Consider the following 22,831-nt stretch of genomic DNA (forward strand, 5'->3'; position numbering starts at 1 on the left):
CTGTTCCAGGGGCACCGGCGGTCGCCGCTCCGGCCGTTCCGCAGGCCTCGACCGCCCCAGGCGAGGCCGCTACCGACCCCGCTGAGGCGCAGGCCCCCGAGACGCCCGCCGAGCCGAGCAAGCCGAGCCTCTGGGAGCGGATGTTCGGCACCACCCGCTGACCGGATCGTCCACCGCGGCGGCGCCCCGTCTCCCACGGAGCGCCGCCGCCCCATGCGACCCCACGCCGCACCGCCCCCGTCGCCCACGCTCCCGCCCCGTTCGCACAGGCCGCCTCGCAACCGAATCCGCCCGCACGGGTCCACCTCGCAACCGAATCCACCTCCGCAGGGCGACCTCGCAACCGAATCCGCGACCTCGCAGCATTCGTAGCGGCTGCGACGCCAGGAAGTGGGCTGCGAGATACGGGTGGTGAGCGGGCGGGCCCGGCCCGGCCCGGGCCGGGCCGGGCCGGGCCGAGCGGGGCGGGGCGGGGCCGGGTGGGGCCGAGCGGGGCGGGGCCGAGCGGGCGGGCGGCGGGGGCGGTGCGGCGGAGCCGGGTCAGGGCGGGTCGGTGGTCCACCCTTGTTCGAGCAGGCGGAAGACGTGGTCGAGGAGGTCGGCGAGCTCGAGGGCCTCGTCGGTCAGCCAGCGTTCGTAGGCCGCGAGGCACACGCCGAGGCAGGCGTGCCCGAGGCTCTGTGGGACCAGTCCCGAGGCGGGCTCGCCGCGCCGCTCGGCGACGAAGTCCGCGACGACCTGGCGCCAGGCGGCGTACCGGAGTGTGGAATGGGCCTGCAGGGCAGGTGTCTGCAGGAGCAGCCGCAGCCGCCGGCGGTGCCAGGGCTGTTCCTCGGGCTCGACATGGTTGAACTCGAGCACCGCCCGCCGGAGGCACTCGACGACCGGCAGCTCGGCCGGCTGGGCGGCGAGCACCGCGCGCATCCGGACCAGCTGCTCGTCGAAGGCGCCCCAGGCGACGTCGTTCTTGGAGGCGTAGTAGCGGAAGAAGGTGCGCCGGCCGATTCCGGCGGCATGCGCGATGTCGTCGACGGTCGTGTTCTCGAAACCCTGCTCGCTGAACATCTCCAGCGCGATGTGCTCGATCTCGAACCGGGTGGTCACGGGGCGCCGGCCGGCTCTGCGCACTCCGGAGGTCCGGTCGGGGTCGTCGGTGTCGTTCCGGGCCGTCGTCGACATCGTCGTGTCTCCGCGCCTCCCGGCCCCACCGCGAGCAGCTCGGCGCGCCGGGAGGCCGTGCGGGCGCCGCGCCCCGATCATCCCACGGCGCACCGCCGAACGGCGCCGGCCACCGTCCGTGAGCCCCGGGAGCCGTCCGTTCACCGGAAAGAACTCCACATTGTCGGGGGTGCGCGGCACACTCGCGCTCACGAACGGGACCTGCCCCGGGTCACTCGATCCGGGGGCGTCGCGAGGGGGAACATCATGAGTGCACCTGCCCGTACCGGTGGCGGCCTCGCCGAGGCCGACGACCGCCCGCTGGACCTGCAGATCGAGGACTACCGCCGCGAGCTGACCGGGTACTGCTACCGGATGCTCGGATCGGCGTTCGAGGCCGAGGACGCGGTGCAGGACACCATGATCCGCGCGTGGAAGGGACTCGCGAAGTTCGACGGCCGGTCCTCGCTGCGGTCGTGGCTGTACCGGATCGCCACGAACGTCTGCATCGATGCGCTGAACGGACGCAAGCGCCGCGCGGTGCCGATGGACATCGGTGGGCCGGGGGCCCCCGTCGCGGAGTCGCTGCGCGAGCCGCTGCCCGACGCCGAGTGGCTGGAGCCGATGCCGGACGCGCGGGTCTCCACGCCTGCCGGGGATCCCGCCGAGAAGGCGATCGCGAAGGAGACGATCCGGCTCGCGTTCATCGCCGCCCTGCAGCACCTGCCCGCCCGCCAGCGAGCCGTGCTGATCCTGCGTGAGGTCCTGTGCTGGAAGGCGGCCGAGGTCGCCGAGCTCCTCGAGAGCACGGTGGCGTCGGTGAACAGCGCGCTGCAGCGGGCCCGGGCCACCCTCCAGGAGCACGGTGTCACCGAGACCGCCCCCGGCACGACACCGGCGATGGACCCGGCGCAGACCGAGCTGCTGATGCGGTACATGGCCGCGTTCGAGGCGTTCGACATGGAGGCGCTGACCGCGCTGCTGCACGAGGACGTCGAGCAGAACATGCCGCCGCTCGAGCTGTGGTTCCGCGGTCGCGAGGACGTCATCGCCTGGATGGCGACCGGCCCGGGTCAGGGCTGCCGCGGCTCGCGGGTCGCGCCGGTGGAGATCAACGGAACGGTCGGCTTCGCGCAGTGGAAGCCCTCCGGCCCGGACGGCGAGTTCGAGGCCTGGGGCATCCAGGCCCTGCGGATCGAGGACGGCCGGGTCACCGGGCTGAGCATCTTCCTCAACAAGGACCTGTTCGAGTACTTCGGACTGCCGCTGAAGCTGGCGGACAAGCCGGAGCTGTGGGAACCGAAGATCGCCTGATCACCGTCGGCGAACCGGGTCCGCCGACGGCGAACGCACAGGTGAAAGGGGTGATACCCGGTCTAGCGTCGGTGCGGCGAACATCGATGAACGGAGGCCGGAGATGCCCGTCCTGTCCACCACGTCCGAGCTCGCCGACCGGCTCCTCGGCGAGCGGATCGTGCTGCTCTCCCGGGAGCTGGACGACGACGTCGCGGCCGAGACCTGCGCCCGCCTGCTCCTGCTCGCCGCCGAGGACACCCACCGCGAGGTGACCCTGCAGATCGCCTCCCCGGGAGGTTCACCGGTGGCGGCGATGGTCGTGCACGACACGGTCCGCACCCTGGGCGTCGACGTCGCCACCGTCGCAATCGGGTCACTGGCGGGCCCGGTGCCGTTCCTGGTCGCGTCCGGCACCGCGGGGAAACGGTTCGCCCTGCCGCACGCCGCATTCCTCCCGTCCGCGGACGGCCAGGTCCGTGGCGCCCATCCCGGCGACGTCCGGGTGCGTGCCGATCACCTGGCCCGGCGGCGCGACGAGATCGAGGCGCTCACCGCCCGGTACTGCGGCGGCCCGCTGCCGGCCGAGGCCCGGGAGCGGTGGCTGTCGGCCGACGAAGCGGTGGCGTGCGGACTCGCCGATCGAATCCGCGGAGTGGATAGCTAGCCTCTCCGAGGTGCGAGTATCCGAGCTGTCCCGGTCGTCCGATGTCCCGGTGGCGACGATCAAGTACTACCTGCGCGAGGGGTTGCTGCACCGCGGGGAGGCGACGTCGCCGAACCAGGCCCGGTACGACGACACCCACCTGCGCCGTCTCCGGCTGATCCGGGCGCTGGTCGAGGTCGGGGGGCTCCCGATCACCGTCGTCAAGGACGTGCTCGCCGCCGTCGACGATCCGGACATCGGCATGCACCACGTCCTCGGCCGCGCCGCCTACGCCGTCACCGGCACCGGCGACGACGGGGGTGAGTTCGCCGATGCCGCCGAGGCCGACGTCCGGGCCATCACCGCGCACACCGGCTGGCGTGTCGCCGAGACGGCACCGGCCCTGGCCGGGGCCCGCAGCGTGCTGGCCCGGATGCACGAGCTCGGCCACGCGCCCGGGGACGACACGCTGCTGTCGTGGGCCGAGGCCGCCGACCGGGCCGCCGAGGGCGACCTGAAGGCGATCGCCCGCAACGAGAATCGCGAGGACGCCGCGGAGACGGCGGTGGTCGGGACGGTGCTCGGTGACGCCCTGCTCGCCGCACTGCGCCGGATCGCGCAGGAGAGCCACTCCGCCGCCCGCTACCCGTCGGACTGTCGACCTCCGTCGTGACCGCCAAGATTTACATGGACACCGCAACTATCCGATAGCTACAGTATCCGCATGAAGATGCGTGATGCCGTCTCCTGGCACCGCCCGTTGATGATCGTCGGTCTCGGGTGTGCCGTGCTCGTGCCCGTCGGTGCGGTCGCCGTCCTCGCCGACCCGCGCACGCTGCTCGGCGCCCCGATCTGGCTGAAGCCGACCAAGTTCGCCGTCTCGATCACGATCTTCTGCATCACCTGGGCGTGGCTGTACGGGCAGCTACGCGCCCGGTCCGGCCGGATCCGCGGCGTGCACGCGGCCGGCACGGTCGCGGCGGTGACGGTCGCGATCGAGCTGGTGGCGATCGCGTTCCAGGCCGGGCGGGGCACGACCAGCCACTACAACGTGTCCACACTCCTGGACGGCACCCTGTGGACGATCATGGCGGTGTCTATCGTGGTCGCCTGGCTGGGGACGCTGTGGCTCAGCGGCGCGCTCTTCGCGGTGCGGGGCCTCGACCCGGCCCGGTCGCTGGCGATCCGGGCGGGCGCGGTGCTCGCGCTGGCCGGGATGGCCCTGGGCTTCCTGATGACGAGCCCGACCCCGGACCAGCTCGCCGACTTCCGGGGCATCGCCGGGGCCCACTCCGTCGGGCTGCCCGACGGCGGCCCGGGGCTCGCCGTCGTCGGCTGGAGCACGGTCGGCGGCGATCTGCGGGTCCCGCATTTCGTCGGCATGCACGCCCTGCAGCTGTTGCCGCTGTTGCTCATCGGGCTGGAGCTGGCGGCGTCGCGGGTCAGCGCCCTTGCCAGGCCCCGGGTGCGCCGGGACCTGGTCGCGGTGGCGGTCGCCGGCTACGCGGGCCTGCTGGGTCTGGTGACCTGGCAGGCGCTGCGTGGCCAACCGCTGCTGTCACCGGACCCGTGGACGGCGGCGGCGGCCGGCGTGCTGGTCCTGACCGTCGCCGGCGGGGCGGTGCTCACACTGCGCCGGTCCCGTTCCGAGCGCGCTGCAAGGATGCCGGACGGCGGCGGACATGATCGAGCGGAGACTCCGCCCTGATTCGGAGGTGCGCATGCCCTCGCGTTCCCGAGTGCTGGGCGCGGTGGCGGCCGGGGGCGTACTCGGCGCCGAGGCCCGCTACCTGCTGGGTGCCGCCTTCCCCGCCGCTCCCGGCTCCTGGCCGTGGACGACCTTCTGGATCAACATCACCGGCTGCCTGCTGATCGGCGTCCTGACCACGGTGCTGACCGAACTCCTCGCCAGACCACATCCGCTCCTGCGGGCGCTGCTGGGTGTCGGCGTGCTCGGTGGCTACACGACGTTCTCGACCTGGTCGGTCGAGACGGTGCAGCTGGTCGAGCACGGCAGCTACGGCGCGGCGCTGGGGTACGCCCTGGTCTCACCGGTCGCCGCGATCCTGGCGTGCGCGTTCGCCGTGGCGGCCACCCGCCGGATCGGCAGGCCGGTATGACCGGGTGGACGATCCTGCTGGTCGGGCTGGGTGCGGCGATCGGCGCACCGTTGCGGTACCTGGCCGACACGGCGGCGCGGTCCCGGTTCGGCACGGCGTTCCCGTGGGGCACGTTCGCGGTCAACATCACCGGGTCGCTGGTGCTGGGTGCGCTCCTGGGCGCGACGCCGGTGCTGCCGCTCGCCGTCCAGTCCGCGGTCGGGACCGGCTTCTGCGGGGCGTTGACGACCTACAGCACGTTCAGCCACGAGGTCGTCGCGCTGACCGAACGCCGGGCGACGCCGACGGCGTGCGGGTACCTGCTCGCGAGCGTCGTGCTCGGGGTGCTGGCAGCCACCGCCGGGTGGGCGCTGACCCGCTGGGCGATCTGAGGTCGGCGAACGACGGCGGCACGGACCGGAGCCACACAGGGTGCCGGTCACGGCCGGGGCGTCTCCACCGTGTCGAGCCGGGCCCACCCCGGCCCGGCCTGCGACCAGGAACCGGTCCCCGACAGCACGGCGATCGAGGAGGTCCGCAGCTCGCACGGGGACCCGGTCAGTTCCTCGACGAGGTCCTCGAGACCGGGGTTGTGGCCGACGAACAGCACCGTCTGCGCCGTGTCCGGGAGCTCGCGCGCGACCGCGATCAGGTCCCGCGCCGAGGCGGCGTAGACGCGGTCGTCGAATCGTGCTCGCGGCGGCGGGTCGAACCCGGCGGCCACCAGCCTCCACGTCTGCCGGGCACGCACCGCCGAGGAGCACACCACGAGATCGATCTCCCCCAGGAGTTCGACGAGCCGGCGCCCGGCCAGTGGCGCCTCCCGCCGACCCCGGCCCGCGAGCGGGCGATCGTGGTCGGCGACCCCGCCCGGCCACGCGGACTTCGCATGACGCAGGACGACCAGCCGACGACGCATCCGTCCATTCTCGCCCACCACGGGCCGCGTCGGGGGCACGGCTGCGCGGAATCGCCTGTCCGGTTGCCGGCCGGATGACTGATCTCGCGTCCGATGTCGATGTCATGGTGGAATCGGAGATCGCGACCGTGAGGAGCGCCACGGATGGATCTGGACGTCGACGGTGTCCATCAGGCCGTCAGCACCGGCGCCGTCCCCGGGCCGACGCACACCGACACGGTGCTCGCCCGCGCGTTCGAGCGGGCCACCGGGCACCGTGAGGGCGCCGTGGCGGACTACATCCCGGCCCTGGCCGAGGCCGACGCCGACGCGTTCGGCCTGTGCATCGCCGACGTCGAGGGCGGGCTGCACGAGCTCGGGGACACCCGCACCGCGTTCTCCATCCAGTCGATCTCGAAGGTGTTCGTCTTCGCGCTGCTCTGCGACACGATCGGGCACGAGCGGGTCCTCGACGTGGTCGGGGCGAACAACACCGGGCTGGCGTTCAACTCCGTCGTCGCGATCGAGCTGAACGACGGCCATCCGATGAACCCCATGGTCAATGCCGGGGCGCTCGCGACCACGGCCCTCGTGCCCGGCAGCACCACCGAGGACCGGTGGACGACCATCCACGAGGGACTGTCGCGGTTCGCCGGGCGCCCGCTCGAGGTCGACGACGAGGTGTACCGCTCGGAGTCCGCGACCAACCACCGCAACCGGGCGATCGCCCAGCTGCTGGAGAGCTACGGCCGGATCGAGTGCGACCCGGCCGCCGTCGTCGACGTCTACACCCGTCAGTGCGCGTTGCGGGTCGACGCGCGCGACCTGGCCGTCATGGGCGCGACCCTGGCCGACGGTGGGGTCAACCCGGTCACGGGTGAGCGGGTCGTCTCGGCAGAGGTGTGCCGGGACTCGCTGGCCGTGCTCGCCGGCAGCGGCCTGTACGAGCGGTCCGGGGAGTGGCTGTTCGAGATCGGGTTGCCCGGCAAGTCCGGTGTGTCCGGCGGCCTGGTGACCGTGGCCCCCGGCAAGGTCGGCATCGGGGCGTTCGCACCGCCGCTGGACACGGCGGGCAACAGCGTGCGCGGCCAGATCGCGACGGCCTACCTGTCGAGAGCGCTCGGGTTGAACGTGTTCGCGTCCGATCCGCACGTCGAGGAGAAGAAGGGACGACCGTGACCGACACCGCCGCCGCGGAGGAGACACGAGCCTCCTGGCTCCCGATGGTCGGGCTGTTCCTCGCCCAGGTCCTGATGTCCTACAACGTCTCGGCCCTGCCGGTGACGCTGGGCGGGATGGTGGACGACTTCGGCGTGCCGCCCACCGACATCAGCACCGCGATCGTCACCTACGGCCTCGTCGTCGCCGCGCTGGTGATGGTCGGCGCGAAGATCGGCCAGCGGATCGGCTGGGCGATCGTGTTCCGGACGGTCGTCGTGGTGTTCGCGCTCTCGGCACTGACCATGATCTTCGCGCCGTCGGTGGGCTGGGTGATCTTCGCCCAGGCACTCGCCGGGGCCTCGGCGGCGATCATCGTGCCGTCGCTCGTCGCGTTGATCGCGGAGAACTACCACGGTGCCCAGCAGGCGACGGCGATCGGCTCACTCGGTTCGGCGCGCGCCCTCGCCGGTGTGAGCGCGTTCCTGATCGGGGGCACGCTGGCGACCTACGTCGGCTGGCGGCAGGTCTTCGTCGTCGTGCTCGTGATCGCCGTCGCGGTGCTCGTGCTGAGCTTCCGGCTGCGTTCCGACGCCGGGAACGCGGACATCTCGATCGACGTCGTCGCGGCCGTGCTGATCGGTGCGGCCATCGCGATGCTGACGCTCGGCGTGAACAACCTCAACAGCTGGGGTCTGCTGCTCCCCGATCCCGCCGCGCCCTTCACCGTGCTCGGCCTCTCCCCCGCACCGGTGATGATCGCGCTGGGCATCGTGCTCGTGCAACTGTTCTTCGTCCGGACCCGCAGGCGCGCCGCCGCCGGTGGGGTGCCTCTGGTCAGTCTGTCGGTCTTCGGTTCCGCCCGGGAGCGAGCCGCGATCTACGCCATGTTCGTGGTCGTCGCCCTGGAGGCGGCGCTCAACTTCACGGTGCCGCTCTACATCCAGATCGTGCAGGGCCGTACGGCGTTCGACACCTCGCTGGCGATGTTGCCGTTCAACCTGACGGTGTTCGTGACGGCGCTGCTGGTCGTGCGCGTCTACGACCGGTTCACCCCGCGGACGATCGGCATGTTCTCCTTCGGGCTCACGACCGTGGCCCTGGTCTGGCTGTCGCTGGTCGTGACGAACAACTGGGAGACCCTGCCGACGATCCTCGGCCTGTTCGTCTTCGGTGTGGGCCAGGGCGCGCTCGTGACGCTGGTGTTCAACGTGCTCGTCACCGCGTCCCCGAAGGAACTCGCCGGCGACGTCGGGTCGGTACGCGGGACCGTGCAGAACCTGGCCTCGGCCGTGGGGACGGCAGTGGCCGGGGCCCTGCTGGTCGGCATCCTGAGCACGAACGTGTCCCTGGCCGTCGCGAGCAACGTGGAGCTTCCCCCCGAGCTCGTCGCCCAGGTCGACCTGGACAACACGAACTTCGTCAGCAACGACCGGCTGCGCGAGATCCTCGCCGGGACCGACGCGACACCCACGCAGGTCGATGCCGCGGTCGCGCTCAACGAGGAGGCCCGGTTGCGGGCGCTCCGCCTCGGGCTCCTGGTGCTCGCCGGGATCAGCGCGCTGGCCGTCGTCCCGGCGAGCCGGCTCCCGGACTACCGCCCGGGTGAGATCCCCGAGTCGGTCGCCACGGGTGACGGCGCGCCGGCACCGGTGCCCGGTGGGAGGTCGTGAGTCTCAGCGCGCGGTCGCGGCCAGGGAGTACATCAGGGGCAGCTGGGCGGCCCCGTCCGGATAGCGGAACCGGCTGCCGTGGCGGATGAGCGAGCCGTAGCGCTGGAACGGGATGGAGTCGTGCTCGTGGACGAACTCGACGCGCAGCCCGGCCGCGGCGGCGGCGCTGATGACGTCGCCGAGATCGCCGGATCCGGTGGTGTCCCCCATGCCGGCACGGTATCCACAGTGCTCGCGGCGGAGACAACGCAAATTCGAGAGCCAGGTAGCGTTTCCGCTGGTGAGAGAGGTGGCCAGGGGCGGGGTCGAACCGCCGACCTTCCGCTTTTCAGGCGGACGCTCGTACCAACTGAGCTACCTGGCCCCGGCTCCCGGAAGAACTCCGGGGGATGGAGCGACCCAGACGGGACTCGAACCCGCGACCTTCGCCGTGACAGGGCGACGCGCTAACCAACTGCGCCACTGGGCCTTGCTCTACGAACACCATCGTAACCGATGGGATCCGCAGTACCCCCAACGGGATTCGAACCCGCGCTGCCGCCTTGAAAGGGCGGAGTCCTAGGCCGCTAGACGATGGGGGCTTGGACGAACCCGGGGGCTCTTCCTTCCCTCAACGGCTGTCCGTTGGGAGCGGTGAAACCATACGACACCACCGCGCGGGCCCCTGCAGGCACCCCCCTGATTTCGACATCGTGGCCGGTCAGAGGGGTTCGCCCACTCATCTCACCCCGATCAGCGCGCGACGGGCGGCGGATGGTCCGGGTTCGAGGAGATCAGTCCGAGCATGTCGAGCAGCTCGCGCAGGTCGTCGGAGTCCGCTGAGTTCTTCGCCACGACCAGGCGCGCCTTCTGCACCTGGTCGTCGGACACCTTGAATGCGTCGGCTGCGTTCCGCGGCGCCGGGATGGACCCGGTTCCGTCGTCGATACTGCGCCTGGCGCCGATGCTCACATGGCCTCCCCGTAGGCCGTCAGGGTCCCGTCCCCGACGCTCCCCCGGGTCTCCCGTCCGTGGGACGCGTCGCGGTGCCGGTTCCGCCGGTACCGCCACGTGCTGTGGCCGTGACCAAGACGTTACCCATCGTGCGGAGGCGCTGCACCCCTCTGCCCGGGTGACGGCCCGCCGCGGACCGTCACCGGGCGCGGTCGGCGTCAGCCGGACGAGGACGCGCGGCAGGGCCTCCCGGACAGCGCCGCGAGCGGCACCGCCGCCGCGAGGGCCCGGTATCCCGCCGCGGACGGGTGCAGGCCGTCGCCGGAGTCGTACTCCGGCCGCAGCCGCAGCGGATCCCCCGGATCGGCGAGCGCAGCGGCGGCGTCGACCGTCCCGTCGGCGTGCTGGGCGGCCTCGGCGCGGATCCAGCCGTTGACGTGTTCGCGGGCCGCGACCGTCGCCGGAGCGTCGCGACCGCCGCTCGTCGAGGGCGGGATCGTCGTGAGGAGGACCCGCAGCCCGGCGGCCCGGGCCCGCTCGGTGAACGCCCGCAGCCCGGCGACGATCTCCTCGCCGCCCGCTCCGGCGGCCAGGTCGTTCGTGCCGATCACCAGCAGCACGTCCCGCACCCCCGCGACCGCGGCGACGTCGGCGTCGAAGCGGGTCAGCGGCGTGTCCCCGCCCGCCGGCGGGTCGTCCTGCAGCAACCGGTTGCGGGACAGCCCGGCGTTCAGCACGCCCGTCGTCCGGTCGCCGGACGCCGCGTCGAGGCGGGCCGCGAGCTGGTCGGACAGGCGGTCGTCACCGCCCGGGGTGCTGCCGACACCGTCGACCAGCGAGTCACCGATCACGAGCAGGGCACCGTCCGGGCGCGGAGCGTGCACCTCGAGCCCGGAGAGCACCGGCCAGGACTGCAACGTCGTGTCGAAACCCGCGGGCCCCGGGGCCGCCGTGTGGTCGCCCGGGCCCGACAGCCAGGCCGTCCGCATCGCGACCGGGTGCGAGCTGATCGTCGCGGGCACCTCGGCGAGGAACAGGCTGACCACGACCGGCACCCCGCGGTCCACCCGGACCGGCACCGGGTCGGTCGTCACCTCGGCACCGGGGTCGAGCAGCACGTCCGGGCGTCCACCGACGAGCACCGGCACCGGTTCGGCGGCCTCGGCCGGGGCGCCGGCGAGGCCCAGCGAGAGGGCCCCGATCCGCAGCGGTCCGTCGCCGTGCCGGTTGGACAACCGCAGCCGCACCTCGTCCCCGGACACCTGCGGCCGTACCACCATCCGCAGCGTCCGGCCGGCGAGCTGGTCACCGGGCACCGCCTGCTGGGCCGCGTGCCAGCCGGCCGCCCAGCCCGGGGCGCAACCCGCCGCCTGCGCGGCCGCCACCGGGAACACCCGGCCGCAGCCGGCGAGCACCAGTGCCGCCACCAGCACGATCAGCACCGCGACCGGACCGCGCCACCGGGCCTCGGACCGCACGCGCACCGCCTCCTGTCGTCCGGTCCCGGCCGGTGGAGCCGGACGGGTCCCGCACGCGCTGTGTCGATCCGACACCCGGTCACGTTACGTACATCGACGGTCACTCTGCGACGACCGGCGTGACGAGAACGACGAGCGGCCCCGTCCCGATGGGTGGGCACCTGTAAACGCCGCCGGCGGGCGCCTGGGCCGACGAGTTCCGTGCCGAACGTTGCTTGATGGGGCACTAGGCTCGTGTCCCATCACCGAAGGCGGCCGGCGCGGGCCGCCCGGATCCGAGGGAGGCCCGGTGGCCGGCTACGACGAGATCTTCCGTTCCAGCGTCGAGGACCGCGAGGGCTTCTGGCTCCGCGCGGCGGAGGCACTGGACTGGCACGTCGCTCCGACGACGGCCCTCGACGAGTCGAACCCGCCGTTCTACCGCTGGTTCCCCGACGGCGAGCTGAACGTCGCGTACAACGCCCTGGACCGGCACGTCGACGCCGGCCACGGGGACCGCACCGCGCTCGTCTACGACTCGCCCGTCACCGGCACGAAACGCTCCTACACCTACGCCGGGCTGCGCGACGAGGTCGCCACGTTCGCGGGGGTGCTCCGGGACCAGGGTGTCGGGTACGGCGACCGGGTCGTGATCTACATGCCGATGGTCCCCGAGGCCGCGATCGCGATGCTCGCCTGCGCCCGCCTCGGCGCCGTCCACTCGGTCGTGTTCGGCGGGTTCGCGGCCAAGGAGCTCGCCGTGCGCATCGACGACGCCGCCCCGAAGGTCGTCGTCTCGGCGTCCTGCGGCATCGAGGGCAGCCGCGTCATCGAGTACAAGCCGCTGCTCGACAAGGCCATCGAACTGTCCGACCGCAAACCCACCAGCACCGTGATCCTGCAGCGCGAGCAGGCCCCCGCCCGGCTCGGCCCGATCGACGTCGACTGGGCCGAGGCGGCCGCCCGTGCCACCCCGGCCGATCCGGTGCCGGTACGCAGCACCGACCCGCTCTACGTGCTCTACACCTCCGGCACGACCGGGAAGCCCAAGGGCGTCGTGCGCGACTGCGGCGGTTACGCGACCGCACTGGCCTGGTCGATGCCCAACATCTACGACGTCGGCGCCGGCGAGACGCTCTTCACCGCGTCCGACGTCGGCTGGGTCGTCGGCCACTCCTACATCGTGTACGCGCCGCTGCTGGCCGGGGCGACGACCGTGCTCTACGAGGGCAAGCCCGTCGGCACCCCGGACGCCGGCCAGTTCTGGCGGGTCGTGGCCGAGAACGGGGTGAAGTCGGTGTTCACCGCGCCGACCGCGTTCCGGGCGATCAAGAAGGAGGACCCCAACGGCGAGTTCGTCGCGAAGTACGACCTCTCGTCGCTGAAGTACCTGTTCCTCGCCGGTGAGCGCCTCGACCCCGAGACCTACCGGTGGGCCGCCGACCTGCTCGGCATCCCGGTGATCGACCACTGGTGGCAGACCGAGACCGGCTGGCCGATCGCGGCGAACCCGGCGGGCATCGAGCTGCTCGAGGTCAAGCCCGGATCGCCGACCCGCCCGATGCCCGGCTGGGACATCCAGGTCCTCGACGAGACCGGCGCACCCGCCGAACACGGCGTCGACGGCGCGATCGTCGCGAAGCTGCCACTGCCCCCGGGCGCGTTCCCGACCCTGTGGAACGACGACGAGCGCTACCTGAACTCCTACATGAAGGCGTTCGACGGCTACTACCTCACCGGCGACGGCGGCCACCTCGACGCCGACGGCTACCTGTTCGTCATGGGCCGCACCGATGACGTGATCAACGTGGCCGGGCACCGCCTGTCCACCGGCGGCATGGAGGAGGTCCTGTCCTCGCACACCGACATCGCCGAGTGCGCGGTGATCGGCGTGGCCGACACCATGAAGGGCCAGGTCCCGCGCGGGTTCGTCGTACTCAAGTCCGGCGTGGACGCCGACGCCGAGGGCTACGAGGACACGCTGCGCGCCGAGCTCGTCCAGATGGTCCGCGACCAGATCGGCGCGGTCGCATCCCTCAAGGACGTCGCGATCGTCCCCGCCCTGCCCAAGACCCGCTCCGGCAAGATCCTGCGCAAGACGATGCGCGGCATCGCCGACGGCACCGAGGAAGCGGTCCCCTCCACCATCGACGACGCATCGGTGCTCGACACCCTGCGCCCGGTACTCCGCCGGGAGTGACTCCCCGCTGCCCCGGCCGGGCGGTGGTGGCGGCCGGCCGGGGCATCCGCGGGCATCCTTCGGGTGGTCAGTGGGAATCCCGCTTGACCTCGCCGGGGCAGAGCGGTAACAGCGCGCCCCCGTCGTCCGATCACAGGACGACGGCCGCACCCGCTCCCCGGCACCCCCGCGCGGTCGTCGACCGACGTGGAGGTTCGTCATGGACGGAACCCGCATGCGGCTGGCGGCACTCGCCGGCCCACTCGCACTCGGCGCGATCCTGGGCGTCGCGGCGCTGCTGGAGTCGCCGTCGGACCGGCCCGCCGACGCGTCCCGAGAGGCCCCCGGGACCGCACCGGCGACCACTCGCGGCAGCGCGCTGACCGCGTCCGCCGTGCTCGAGCTGCCGCACACCACCCCGCCACCGACGCCCCGGCCGCAGGCCCGCCGCGTACTCGCGCCGGCCCCGCTCCCCGAACCCGCCGGGACCGCGGGCTCCCGCTGACGGCGATCCCGGCGACGAAGGTCAGCGCAACCGCAGGTCAGGGCATCCTCAGTGCTGCACCGCGGGCCCGCGGGAGGCACCATGGGGCCATGAAGGTCATCGTGGATTTCGACCGCTGCGAGAGCAACGCGGTGTGCATGGGTGTCGCGCCCGAGGTCTTCGAGGTGCGTGACGACGACTACCTCTACATCCTCGACGAGAACCCGGCGGAGTCGCTGCGGCCGAAGGTCGAGGAGGCGGTGCGGGGCTGCCCCAAGGCCGCGATCACGATCGAGGACTGAGGCGGCAATCTGAGGCCCGGCGGTCGAGGGTCGAAGCAGCAGCACCAGGACCTCCACTTTCGCAGGTTGCCGGGCCGGTGCCCGTGCGGCCAGGATCACCTGGATCTGCACCGCCTGTGAAGGAGTCGCCCGTGACGACCGCCCAGTCCACCGCCGACGTCTGGACCACCCCGCTGACCCCGCTGGCCTTCCTCGGCCGATCCGCGGACGTCTTCGGTGACAAGACGGCGATCGTCTACGGGGACCGGCGGCACACGTACGCCGAGTTCGCGGCGGAGGCGACCCGGGTGGCGCACGCGCTGCGGGCGTCCGGCGTCGAGCCCGGGGACCGGGTCGCCTACCTGGTCCCGAACGTCCCGGAGATGCTGGTCGCGCACTTCGCGGTCCCGCTGGCCGGCGCGGTACTGGTCGCGATCAACACGCGGCTGTCCACCGAAGAGGTCCGCTACATCCTCGACCACTCCGGTGCGAAGGTCCTCGTCGTCGACAATGTGCTGTACGAGACGGTCCGGCCGGTCGCAGGCGAGCTGGAGACGGTGGCCGAGATCGTCACCGTCACCGACCCGGTCGCACCGGGTGACGGCACCGGATCCGGCCTGTCCTACGCCGATCTGCTCGCCCGCGGCGCGGACGACCCGCTGCCGTGGGCCGTCGACGACGAACGCGCCACGATCACGATCAACTACACGTCCGGGACGACCGGCAACCCCAAGGGCGTCGAGTACCACCACCGCGGGGCGTACCTGAACTCGTTCGGCGAGATCGTGCACTCCGCGCACTCCGCGGACAGCGTCTACCTCTGGACGCTGCCGATGTTCCACTGCAACGGCTGGTGCACGCCGTGGGCGGTGACCGCGATCGGCGGCACCCACGTCTGTCTGCGTGAGGTGCGCGGCGACGTCATCTGGGGGTTGATCGGCGAGCACGGGGTGACCCACCTCAACGGCGCCCCCACCGTCGTCACGACGATCATGAACGCCGCCGAGGCCGTCACCCTGGACTACCAGCTGGTGATCACGACGGCCGGTGCGCCGCCGTCGCCGACGACCATCCTGCAGATGGAGCGGATGGGCTTCCGGATCGTGCACGTCTACGGCCTCACCGAGACCTACGGGCCCTACTCGGTGAACCAGTACCAGCGCGCCTGGGACGACCTCGACGCCGAGGAGCGCGCGAGGCTGCAGGCCCGGCAGGGCGTCGGGATGGTCTGCGCCGACCGGGTCCGCGTGGTCGACGAGCAGATGGCCGACGTCCCGCGCGACGGCACCACGATGGGCGAGATCGTGATGCGTGGCAACAACGTCATGAAGGGCTACCACCGCGACCCCGACAAGACCGCCGAGGCGTTCGCCGGCGGCTGGTTCCACTCCGGTGACCTCGGCGTCGTCCACCCGGACGGCTACGTCGAGCTGCGTGACCGGGCCAAGGACGTCGTGATCTCCGGCGGCGAGAACATCTCGACGGTCGAGGTCGAGCAGGCGATCGTGTCGCACGACGCGGTGCTGGAGGCGGCCGTGGTCGGTGTCCCGGACGAGAAGTGGGGCGAGGTCTGCAAGGCGTTCGCGGTGCTCAAGCCGGGTCGCACCGCCGAGCCGCAGGAGCTGATCGACCACGTGAAGACGAAGATCGCCCGGTACAAGGCGCCGAAGTACGTCGACGTCGTCGAGGAGCTGCCGAAGACCTCCACCGGCAAGGTGCAGAAGTTCGAGCTGCGCGAGAAGGAGTGGGCAGGTCAGGGGGAATCCCGCATCCGGGGGTGACCGACGTCTGCTCGTCCTGGCCGAGCGAGTCGGTTAGCGTTGCTCATCATGAGCATCGCGACCGGGTCCCGCACCTCGCAGGCGCCGTCGGCGTTCCGCGTGGCCGCCGGTGCGGTCGCGGTGACGACGGTGTCGGTGCTCCCGGTGTTCCTCACCGGCGCGCTCTCCGTACAGCTGTCGGCCGACCTCGGCTTCGACCCCGCCGGCCTCGGGCTGGTGGTGGCGCTCTACTTCGGCGTCAGCGCGCTGTGCTCGCTGCCGGTCGGGATGCTCGTCGAACGGATCGGGTCCCGCTGGACCAGCCGGATCGCCGCACTCGGCGCGGCGGCGCTGATGGCGGCGCTCGCGTTGTTCGCGAACTCCTACGCGTCGCTGGTCGCGCTGTTGCTGTGCACCTCCTGGTGCAACGTGATGGGGCAGCTGTCGTCGAACCTGACCCTGGCCCGCTCGGTGCCGGCGCGCCGGATGGGCCTGTCGTTCGGGGTGAAACAGGCGGCGATCCCGACCGCGACGCTGCTCGCCGGGATCGCGGTGCCGGCCATCGCGCTGACCGTCGGGTGGCGCTGGGCGTACGCGATCGGTGCCGTACTCGCGCTGGCCGCGCTGACCCTGTGCCCTCGGGAGAACGCCCAGGCCCCCGCGCAGACCGGGAAGGGTGACCGCGCCACCGCCGCGCTCGGGGTGATCGGCGCGGCGTCCGGGCTGGCCGCGGGCACGGCGACGGCCCTGGGGATCTTCCTGGTCGCCGCGGCCGTGGAGCGCGGCGTCGCGCCGGGGCCCGCCGGACTCGTGCTGACCATGGGCAGCGTGATCGGGCTGAGCATGCGGCTGCTGCACGGCTGGCTCGCCGACCGGCGTGAGGAGGCCCGGCGCACGGGCACCGGCCGCAGCGGTGGCGGACACGTCGCGGTGGTCGCCGCGAGCCTGGCCGCGGGGGCGATCGGGTTCGCGCTGCTCGCGATGCCCGGGACACCCGCGCTGGTAATCGGCACCGTGCTGGCGTTCGGGCTCGGCTGGGCCTGGCCCGGGCTGCTGCAGTTCGCCGTGGTGCGGCTCAACCCGGCCGCCCCGGCCGCGGCGACGTCGATCGTGCAGGTGGGTGTCTACGCCGGCGGTTTCGCCGGGCCGATCGCGTTCGGCTGGCTCGCGACCCACACCGGCTTCCCGGTCGCGTGGTCGGTGAGCGCGGGCGTGATGCTCGTGTCGGCGGCGTTGATGGTGGTCGGACGGCAGATGCTGCTCGCGCACGCGCGTCGCTGAGCACCTCACGCAGAGCGAACTCGCTCGGAACTGTCAGGGGTCTGCGGCACAGTGACCCCGACTCGGCCCGCCGGCGGCGGAGCCACTTCACTTCCGAGGGGGACACCACGATGGCGGACGCGATCCGCGCCACCGGGCTGGTCAAGAGATACGGCTCGGTGCGGGCGCTCGACGGGGTGGATCTGTCGGTGCGGGAGGGCACCGTGCTCGGGCTCCTCGGCCCGAACGGTGCCGGGAAGACGACCGTGGTCCGGGTACTGACCACGCTGCTGCGACCGGACGAGGGCGAGGCCACCGTCGCCGGCGTCGACGTCCTCCGGGACCCGGCCGCCGTGCGCAGCCGGATCGGGTTGTCCGGACAGTACGCCGCGGTCGACGAGTACCTGACCGGTTTCGAGAACCTGGAGATGGTCGGGCGGCTGTACCACCTGGGCCGGCGGCGGGCCCGGGAGCGCGCCCGCGAGCTGCTCGCCGACTTCCGGCTGGCCGACGCGGCCGACCGGCCGGCCCGCACCTACTCGGGTGGCATGCGGCGCCGGCTCGACCTGGCCGGGGCGCTGGTCGCCGACCCACCGGTGCTGCTGCTCGACGAGCCGACGACCGGGCTGGACCCGCGCAGCCGCAACGATCTCTGGGACGTGATCCGCACCCTGGTCGCGCGGGGGACGACGCTGCTGCTCACCACCCAGTACCTGGAGGAGGCGGACGCGCTGGCCGACGAGATCGTCGTCATCGACCACGGGCTGGTGATCGCCCGCGGCACCGCCGACCAGCTGAAGTCCCAGGTCGGCGGCGAACGCCTGGAGGTCACCACGAGCGAGACGGACGACCTGGACGCGACCGCCGAGCTGCTGGCGCCGCTCGGGGTCGGCGAGGCCGTGCTCGACCGGCACCGGAGGTCGCTGACCATGCCGGTGAGCGGCGGGGTCGACGTGCTGCGGGCCGCGCTGGACCGGCTCCGCGACGCGGGCACGAAGGTCGACGACGCCGGACTGCGCCGCCCGTCCCTGGACGACGTCTTCCTCACCCTGACCGGGCACCGCGCCGAGGACGACGCGCAGCAGACCGCCGGCGACGAGCGGGAGGTGTCGTGAACGCCGCGGCCACGATCCTGGTGGACGCCTCGGTCGTCGCCAAGCGGAACCTGATCAAGATCAAGCGGGTGCCGGACCTGCTGGTCTTCACCACACTCTCACCGATCATGTTCGTCCTTCTGTTCGCCTACGTCTTCGGCGGCGCGATCGACCCGACCGGCGGAGGAGCCGGCTACCGCGAGTTCCTGATGGCCGGCATCTTCGCCCAGACGGTGATCTTCGGAGCGACGAACACCGGCGCCGGGCTGGCCGAGGACGTGAAGAAGGGCATCATCGAGCGGTTCCGGTCGCTGCCGATGGCACCGTCCGCGGTACTCACCGGGCGGACGCTGTCCGACGTGGTGAACAACGTGCTCGTGCTGGTGGTGATGTCGCTGACCGGGCTCCTGGTCGGCTGGCGGGTCCACACGTCGTGGTTCGAGGCGCTGGCCGGGTTCGCGCTGCTGCTGGTGTTCGCCTACGCCTTCTCGTGGGTGATGGCGTTCGTCGGTCTGCTGGTACCCAGCCCGGAGGTGGTGAACAACGCCTCGTTCGTCGTGATCTTCCCGCTGACCTTCCTGGCGAACACGTTCGTCCCGCTCAACACCCTGCCCGGTCCGCTGCGGGTCTTCGCCGAGTGGAACCCGGTCTCGGCCGTCACCCAGGCGGCGCGGGAGCTGTTCGGCAACACCGGCGCGGTGGACCCGGCGATGTCGGCGACCCAGGCGTGGCCGCTGCAGCATCCGGTGCTCTACACGCTGATCTGGTCGGTGGTGGTGGTCGCGGTGTTCGCGCCGCTGGCCGGGCGGCAGTACCGGCGCGCGGCGAGCCGCTGAGCCGCGCAGAACCGCCGGCACCGCCGCGATCAGTCGAGCCGGGCCAGGAGTGCCCGGGCGTCGTACGGCGCGTGCACCTTCATGTCGTTGTCGAAGTAGCAGACGACGTCGTGCCCGGCGGCGCGCCATTCCCGGATCCGCTGCGCCCATCCGTCGAGCGCGGCGGCGGTGTAGCCGCCGGCGTAGAGCTCGCCCTGGCCGTGCAGCCGTAGGTACACCAGGTCGGCCGTGACCTCGTCGAACACCGGCCAGGCCCCGGCGGAGTCGGACAGCACCAGCGCGACCCCGTGCTCACGGAGCAGGCCGGTGAACGCCGGATCCCGGAACGACGGGTGCCGCGGTTCGATCGCGTGCCGCAGCGGCCGGTCGGCGTCGGTGACGGTGAGCGCGCGACCGTCGAGGCGCTCGTCGTGACCGGTCGCGAGGTCCGCGGCGGCCTCCGTACGGTGCGGGAGCAGGCGCAGGAACTCGGCGATCCGGTCCTCGTCGAACCGCATCCGCGGCGGCAGCTGCCACAGCACCGGGCCCAGGGCCGGCCCCAGTCCGAGGACACCGGAGGCGAGGAAGTTCGCGACCGGCACCTGCACGTCCCGCAGCTGTTTCATGTGCGTGACGAACCGCGGGCCCTTGACCGCGAACACGAAGCCTCGCGGTACCTGCTCGATCCAGGACCGGTAGCTCTCGGGCCGTTGCAGCGAGTAGAACGACCCGTTGATCTCGATCGTGGTGACCTGGCGGGACAAGTACTCCAGCTCGCGGCGCTGCACCAGCCCGCGTGGGTAGAACGTCCCGCGCCAGGGTGGGTAGCGCCAGCCGGACGTCCCGACCAGCGCCGTCCCCGGCCCGGTCACGTGTCGCCGACCGGCCCGCGCGGCACGGCCACGGGCCCGGTCGCCTCGTCGAACAGCTCGTCCGGCACGGCCACGGGCTCGGTCGCCTCGTCGAACGGCTCGTCCGGCACGATCGCCTCCTTCCGGCGGGCAGTGCCGATCATCGTGCGCCGGCCGGGCCGTCGACGCACCTGCACCGCGCCAGCACCGGTGCCAGGATGCCCACATGAGCCACGCCGTCGTCGTCACCGGAGCCGCGGGCGCGCTGGGTCGCGCCGTCGTGCAGGAGTTCCGCTCCCGGGGGAACCCGGTCGTCGCGCTGGACCGGCCCGGTGCCGCGCTGGACGCGCTGGACGCGCACCGGATCGGGGTCGATCTCACCGACCGGGGCGCCGTCGCGGAGGCGTTCGCGCAGGTCGACGAGCTCGGGAACACGGTCGGCACCCTCGTTGCGGTCGCCGGGGGCTACGCCGGCGGTGGGCTCGCCGAGACCGACGAGGACACCCTGCACGGACTGTTCGACACCAACTACGCCTCGGTCGTCTGGGCCGCGCAGGCCGCGGCGCCCCGCATCGCCGACGCCGGCGGCGGTGCGATCGTCACCGTCGGGGCGAAGACCGGGATCACCGGGCCTGCCCAGCTGGTGCACGGCACGAGCAAGGCCGCCGTGCACCGGCTCACCGAGCTGCTCGCCGACGAGCTCCGTCCCCAGCGGATCCGGGTGAACGCCGTGCTCCCGTCGTTGATCGACACGCCGGCCAACCGGGAGTGGATGAACGAGGCCGCCGTGGCCCGCGCCGTCGCGCCCGCGGCGATCGCGAAGGTCGTCGCGTTCCTCGCGGGGCCGGACGCCGCCCCCGTCTCCGGCGCGCTGGTCCCGGTCTACGGCGACGGCTGAGTCCGGCTGCCAGGATGGGTGGCATGTGCACCCGACCGCTCCGCACGCCGTGACCGAGCTCGCCCCGGCGGTGCGCCGGGTCCTGGACTGGCCGGTCGACCACGTCGCCGCCACCGTCGTCTCCGCGGACGGCGACGTCCTCGCCGACGCCGGTGACACCGCCCGCGAGTTCCCGCTCGCCTCGGTGACCAAGCTGCTCTCGGCCTACGCCGTGCTGGTCGCGGTCGAGGAGGGCGCCGTCGACTGGGACGACGCGGCCGGCCCCGAGGGCTCGACCGTCCGGCACCTGATCGCGCACACGTCCGGTCTGGCGTTCGACACCGAGAAGGTCCAGGCCGCTCCGGGCGAGCGGCGGATCTACTCCAACACCGGCTTCGCGGTGCTCGCCGACGCCGTCGCCGAGGCGACCGGGATCGGCTTCGCCGACTACCTGCACCAGGCCGTCTGCGAGCCGCTCGAACTCGCGGACACCCGCCTCGAGGGGGCGGCCGGAGCCGGGGCCGTGTCGACCGCGGACGACCTGGCCCGGTTCGCGGCCGAGCTGCAGGCACCGAAACTGCTCGACCCGCGCACCGTCGCCGAAGCCACGAGCGTCGCCTACCCCGGCCTGGACGGGCTGCTCCCGGGCTACGGGCGGCAGCGGCCCAACGACTGGGGGCTCGGCATGGAGATCCGGAACGGCAAGTCCCCGCACTGGACCGGGCTGGGCTCCTCCCCCCGGACCTTCGGCCACTTCGGGCAGTCGGGAACGTTCCTGTGGGTGGACCCGGACGCCCGCGCCGCCGCCGTCGTCCTCACCGACCGCCCCTTCGCCCAGTGGGCGATCGACGCATGGACCCCCTGGACCGACGGCGTCCTGGAGGCACTGGCCGGTTGACCGGCGCCGTGAGGGGCACACGAGAGCAGTCCGATCATGCGATCGCAGCGCTGACGTACCCCTCGCGACTCGTCCGGAGCGGTCAGACGGTCACCGGCTCGGCCGGCTCGGGCGGGCTCCCGACGATCGGCGGCGGCGCGACGGCGTGCCGGACCGCCCAGGCGAGCACGAAGTCGGCGATCTCCTCCCAGCCCGGCGCGGCCGGCAGCAGGTGCGGCTTGCTGCCGAACTCGACGACCTCGGTGATCGTGTTCGGCGCCCGGTAGTGCGCGGCGTTGGACCACTGGATCTTCGGCGGCATGATCGTGTCCTGGCTGCCGGCCACGAACAGCAGCGGCGCCCGGTCCTCGTTGCGGTAGTCGACCCAGGTGCCCTGGTGGCCCGGGATGAGGTTGGCCAGCGCGCTCTCGAACAGGATGCCGCCCGAGACGGGCACCGCGTAGCGCTCGTAGAGGGCGCGTGCCTCGTCCTCGGGGAAGGTGTTGGTGAAGGCGTAGTTCCAGTGCTCGAAGTCGTACCGCACGGCGCGGTGCCGGTTCGCCGGATTGTGCAGCACCGGGAACGTGGCCTTGACCTGCGACAACGGGACGACCGGTACGCCCTCGGTCGGCGCGGAGTTCAACGCGACGCCGGCGGCGCCGAGCCCGTGGTCGAGCAGGATCTGGGTGAAGGCCCCACCGGCGGAGTGCCCGATGAGGATCGGTGGCGCCCCGAGCTCCCGGACGATCCCGGAGAGGTGCTCGACGATGGCCGGGATGGTGACCGCCTCGACCGGCGACGGATCCTCGTTGAGCGCCTCCACCTCGACCTCGAAGCCCGGGTAGGCCGGGGCGAGGACCCGGTAGCCCTGGCTCTCGTACCGCTCCACCCACCGTTCCCAGGAGCGCGGGGTCACCCAGAATCCGTGGATGAGCACGATCGTGTCGGGGGCGGCGTGCGTCATGACGAGGACCTCCGTGAGGTTCACCGGGACCTTGGAACGGCGCGGCGGGTGTCGCGTCCCGGACGGCGACGCCG

At 72.5% G+C, this 22,831-nt stretch carries 24 protein-coding genes and 3 tRNA genes; 17 read left to right on the forward strand and 10 right to left on the reverse strand.

Features of this window, described 5'->3' with window-relative positions; genetic code table 11:
- Positions 1-540: 540 nt before the first annotated feature.
- The gene (mftR, locus tag JOF36_RS34120; RefSeq protein ID WP_210034908.1) at positions 541-1,179 is read right to left on the reverse strand and encodes a mycofactocin system transcriptional regulator MftR; all 639 of its coding nucleotides are present in this window, start codon (positions 1,177-1,179) and stop codon (positions 541-543) included.
- A 246-nt stretch (positions 1,180-1,425) separates the two neighbouring features.
- Here mftR and JOF36_RS34125 point away from each other — a divergent pair, with 246 nt between their 5' ends.
- The 6 genes from JOF36_RS34125 to crcB (JOF36_RS34150) all read left to right on the forward strand — a co-directional run bounded on the left by JOF36_RS34125 (position 1,426) and on the right by crcB (JOF36_RS34150) (position 5,588).
- Entirely contained in the window at positions 1,426-2,472 is a 1,047-nt protein-coding gene (locus JOF36_RS34125; protein ID WP_210034909.1) for a sigma-70 family RNA polymerase sigma factor, read from the forward strand.
- A gap of 103 nt (positions 2,473-2,575) precedes the next feature.
- A complete protein-coding gene (locus tag JOF36_RS34130; RefSeq protein ID WP_210034911.1) occupies positions 2,576-3,118 on the forward strand; it encodes an ATP-dependent Clp protease proteolytic subunit in 543 nt (180 codons plus the stop codon).
- Positions 3,119-3,128: 10 nt separating this feature from the next.
- On the forward strand, positions 3,129-3,770 hold the full coding sequence (locus JOF36_RS34135; protein ID WP_210034913.1) for a MerR family transcriptional regulator: 642 nt from the start codon (positions 3,129-3,131) through the stop codon (positions 3,768-3,770).
- A 51-nt stretch (positions 3,771-3,821) separates the two neighbouring features.
- Complete coding sequence (locus tag JOF36_RS34140; RefSeq protein WP_210034915.1) at positions 3,822-4,805, forward strand: hypothetical protein; 984 nt, start codon at positions 3,822-3,824, stop codon at positions 4,803-4,805.
- Positions 4,806-4,818: 13 nt separating this feature from the next.
- Positions 4,819-5,217: a fluoride efflux transporter CrcB gene (gene crcB, locus JOF36_RS34145; protein WP_245351070.1), complete on the forward strand. Its 399-nt coding sequence runs from the start codon at positions 4,819-4,821 to the stop codon at positions 5,215-5,217.
- Positions 5,214-5,588, forward strand: coding sequence for a fluoride efflux transporter CrcB (gene crcB, locus JOF36_RS34150; RefSeq protein WP_210034917.1), 375 nt, complete (start codon positions 5,214-5,216; stop codon positions 5,586-5,588). Before crcB (JOF36_RS34145) ends, crcB (JOF36_RS34150) begins: the two co-directional genes overlap by 4 nt.
- A gap of 47 nt (positions 5,589-5,635) precedes the next feature.
- Here the strand turns inward: crcB (JOF36_RS34150) and JOF36_RS34155 are convergent, their stop codons facing one another.
- The gene (locus JOF36_RS34155; RefSeq protein WP_210034919.1) at positions 5,636-6,115 is read right to left on the reverse strand and encodes a SixA phosphatase family protein; all 480 of its coding nucleotides are present in this window, start codon (positions 6,113-6,115) and stop codon (positions 5,636-5,638) included.
- Between the two features lie 144 nt (positions 6,116-6,259).
- On the opposite strand from JOF36_RS34155, the gene glsA reads away from it, so the two are divergent.
- Positions 6,260-7,273 (forward strand): glutaminase A, encoded by a 1,014-nt coding sequence (gene glsA / locus JOF36_RS34160; protein ID WP_210034920.1) that lies wholly within the window; start codon positions 6,260-6,262, stop codon positions 7,271-7,273.
- Positions 7,270-8,925 (forward strand): MFS transporter, encoded by a 1,656-nt coding sequence (locus tag JOF36_RS34165; RefSeq protein ID WP_210034923.1) that lies wholly within the window; start codon positions 7,270-7,272, stop codon positions 8,923-8,925. The genes glsA and JOF36_RS34165 overlap by 4 nt, the downstream gene beginning before the upstream one ends.
- 3 nt (positions 8,926-8,928) lie before the next feature.
- On the opposite strand, the gene JOF36_RS34170 is transcribed toward JOF36_RS34165, so the two are convergent.
- The 6 genes from JOF36_RS34170 to JOF36_RS41180 all read right to left on the reverse strand — a co-directional run bounded on the left by JOF36_RS34170 (position 8,929) and on the right by JOF36_RS41180 (position 11,342).
- Positions 8,929-9,135 carry a hypothetical protein gene (locus JOF36_RS34170; RefSeq protein WP_210034925.1) on the reverse strand — a complete coding sequence of 69 codons (207 nt, stop codon included), beginning with the start codon at positions 9,133-9,135 and terminating at the stop codon, positions 8,929-8,931.
- An 80-nt stretch (positions 9,136-9,215) separates the two neighbouring features.
- Positions 9,216-9,289, reverse strand: a tRNA-Phe gene (locus tag JOF36_RS34175).
- Positions 9,290-9,320: 31 nt separating this feature from the next.
- Positions 9,321-9,394, reverse strand: a tRNA-Asp gene (locus JOF36_RS34180).
- Between the two features lie 39 nt (positions 9,395-9,433).
- Positions 9,434-9,506 (reverse strand) — tRNA-Glu (locus JOF36_RS34185).
- Between the two features lie 151 nt (positions 9,507-9,657).
- Entirely contained in the window at positions 9,658-9,876 is a 219-nt protein-coding gene (locus tag JOF36_RS34190; protein WP_210034927.1) for a hypothetical protein, read from the reverse strand.
- Positions 9,877-10,076: 200 nt separating this feature from the next.
- Complete coding sequence (locus JOF36_RS41180) at positions 10,077-11,342, reverse strand: GDSL-type esterase/lipase family protein (protein WP_210034929.1); 1,266 nt, start codon at positions 11,340-11,342, stop codon at positions 10,077-10,079.
- Positions 11,343-11,625: 283 nt separating this feature from the next.
- On the opposite strand from JOF36_RS41180, the gene JOF36_RS34200 reads away from it, so the two are divergent.
- The 7 genes from JOF36_RS34200 (at position 11,626) to JOF36_RS34230 (ending at position 19,209) form a co-directional block, all read left to right on the forward strand.
- Positions 11,626-13,515, forward strand: coding sequence for an AMP-binding protein (locus JOF36_RS34200; RefSeq protein ID WP_210034935.1), 1,890 nt, complete (start codon positions 11,626-11,628; stop codon positions 13,513-13,515).
- 199 nt (positions 13,516-13,714) lie between these two features.
- A complete protein-coding gene (locus tag JOF36_RS34205) occupies positions 13,715-13,999 on the forward strand; it encodes a hypothetical protein (protein WP_210034936.1) in 285 nt (94 codons plus the stop codon).
- Between the two features lie 89 nt (positions 14,000-14,088).
- A complete protein-coding gene (locus tag JOF36_RS34210; RefSeq protein ID WP_210034937.1) occupies positions 14,089-14,280 on the forward strand; it encodes a ferredoxin in 192 nt (63 codons plus the stop codon).
- A 131-nt stretch (positions 14,281-14,411) separates the two neighbouring features.
- The gene (locus tag JOF36_RS34215; RefSeq protein ID WP_210034938.1) at positions 14,412-16,040 is read left to right on the forward strand and encodes an acyl--CoA ligase family protein; all 1,629 of its coding nucleotides are present in this window, start codon (positions 14,412-14,414) and stop codon (positions 16,038-16,040) included.
- A gap of 48 nt (positions 16,041-16,088) precedes the next feature.
- Positions 16,089-17,300, forward strand: a complete 1,212-nt coding sequence (locus JOF36_RS34220; RefSeq protein ID WP_245351071.1) for an MFS transporter — start codon at positions 16,089-16,091, stop codon at positions 17,298-17,300.
- Positions 17,301-17,410: 110 nt separating this feature from the next.
- The gene (locus JOF36_RS34225) at positions 17,411-18,394 is read left to right on the forward strand and encodes an ATP-binding cassette domain-containing protein (RefSeq protein WP_210034940.1); all 984 of its coding nucleotides are present in this window, start codon (positions 17,411-17,413) and stop codon (positions 18,392-18,394) included.
- Positions 18,391-19,209 (forward strand): ABC transporter permease, encoded by an 819-nt coding sequence (locus tag JOF36_RS34230; RefSeq protein WP_210034942.1) that lies wholly within the window; start codon positions 18,391-18,393, stop codon positions 19,207-19,209. Before JOF36_RS34225 ends, JOF36_RS34230 begins: the two co-directional genes overlap by 4 nt.
- A gap of 29 nt (positions 19,210-19,238) precedes the next feature.
- Here the strand turns inward: JOF36_RS34230 and JOF36_RS34235 are convergent, their stop codons facing one another.
- Complete coding sequence (locus tag JOF36_RS34235) at positions 19,239-20,060, reverse strand: DUF72 domain-containing protein (RefSeq protein WP_210034944.1); 822 nt, start codon at positions 20,058-20,060, stop codon at positions 19,239-19,241.
- 205 nt (positions 20,061-20,265) lie between these two features.
- Here JOF36_RS34235 and JOF36_RS34240 point away from each other — a divergent pair, with 205 nt between their 5' ends.
- Together JOF36_RS34240 and JOF36_RS34245 are read left to right on the forward strand one after the other, a co-directional pair.
- Complete coding sequence (locus JOF36_RS34240) at positions 20,266-20,937, forward strand: SDR family oxidoreductase (RefSeq protein ID WP_210034946.1); 672 nt, start codon at positions 20,266-20,268, stop codon at positions 20,935-20,937.
- Positions 20,938-20,962: 25 nt separating this feature from the next.
- Positions 20,963-21,814, forward strand: coding sequence for a serine hydrolase domain-containing protein (locus tag JOF36_RS34245; RefSeq protein ID WP_307862728.1), 852 nt, complete (start codon positions 20,963-20,965; stop codon positions 21,812-21,814).
- A gap of 82 nt (positions 21,815-21,896) precedes the next feature.
- Here the strand turns inward: JOF36_RS34245 and JOF36_RS34250 are convergent, their stop codons facing one another.
- Entirely contained in the window at positions 21,897-22,781 is an 885-nt protein-coding gene (locus tag JOF36_RS34250; RefSeq protein WP_307862729.1) for an alpha/beta hydrolase, read from the reverse strand.
- Positions 22,782-22,831 lie beyond the last annotated feature (50 nt).

Origin of the sequence: Pseudonocardia parietis (assembly GCF_017876315.1) — a bacterium.
Lineage (GTDB): Bacteria > Actinomycetota > Actinomycetes > Mycobacteriales > Pseudonocardiaceae > Pseudonocardia > Pseudonocardia parietis.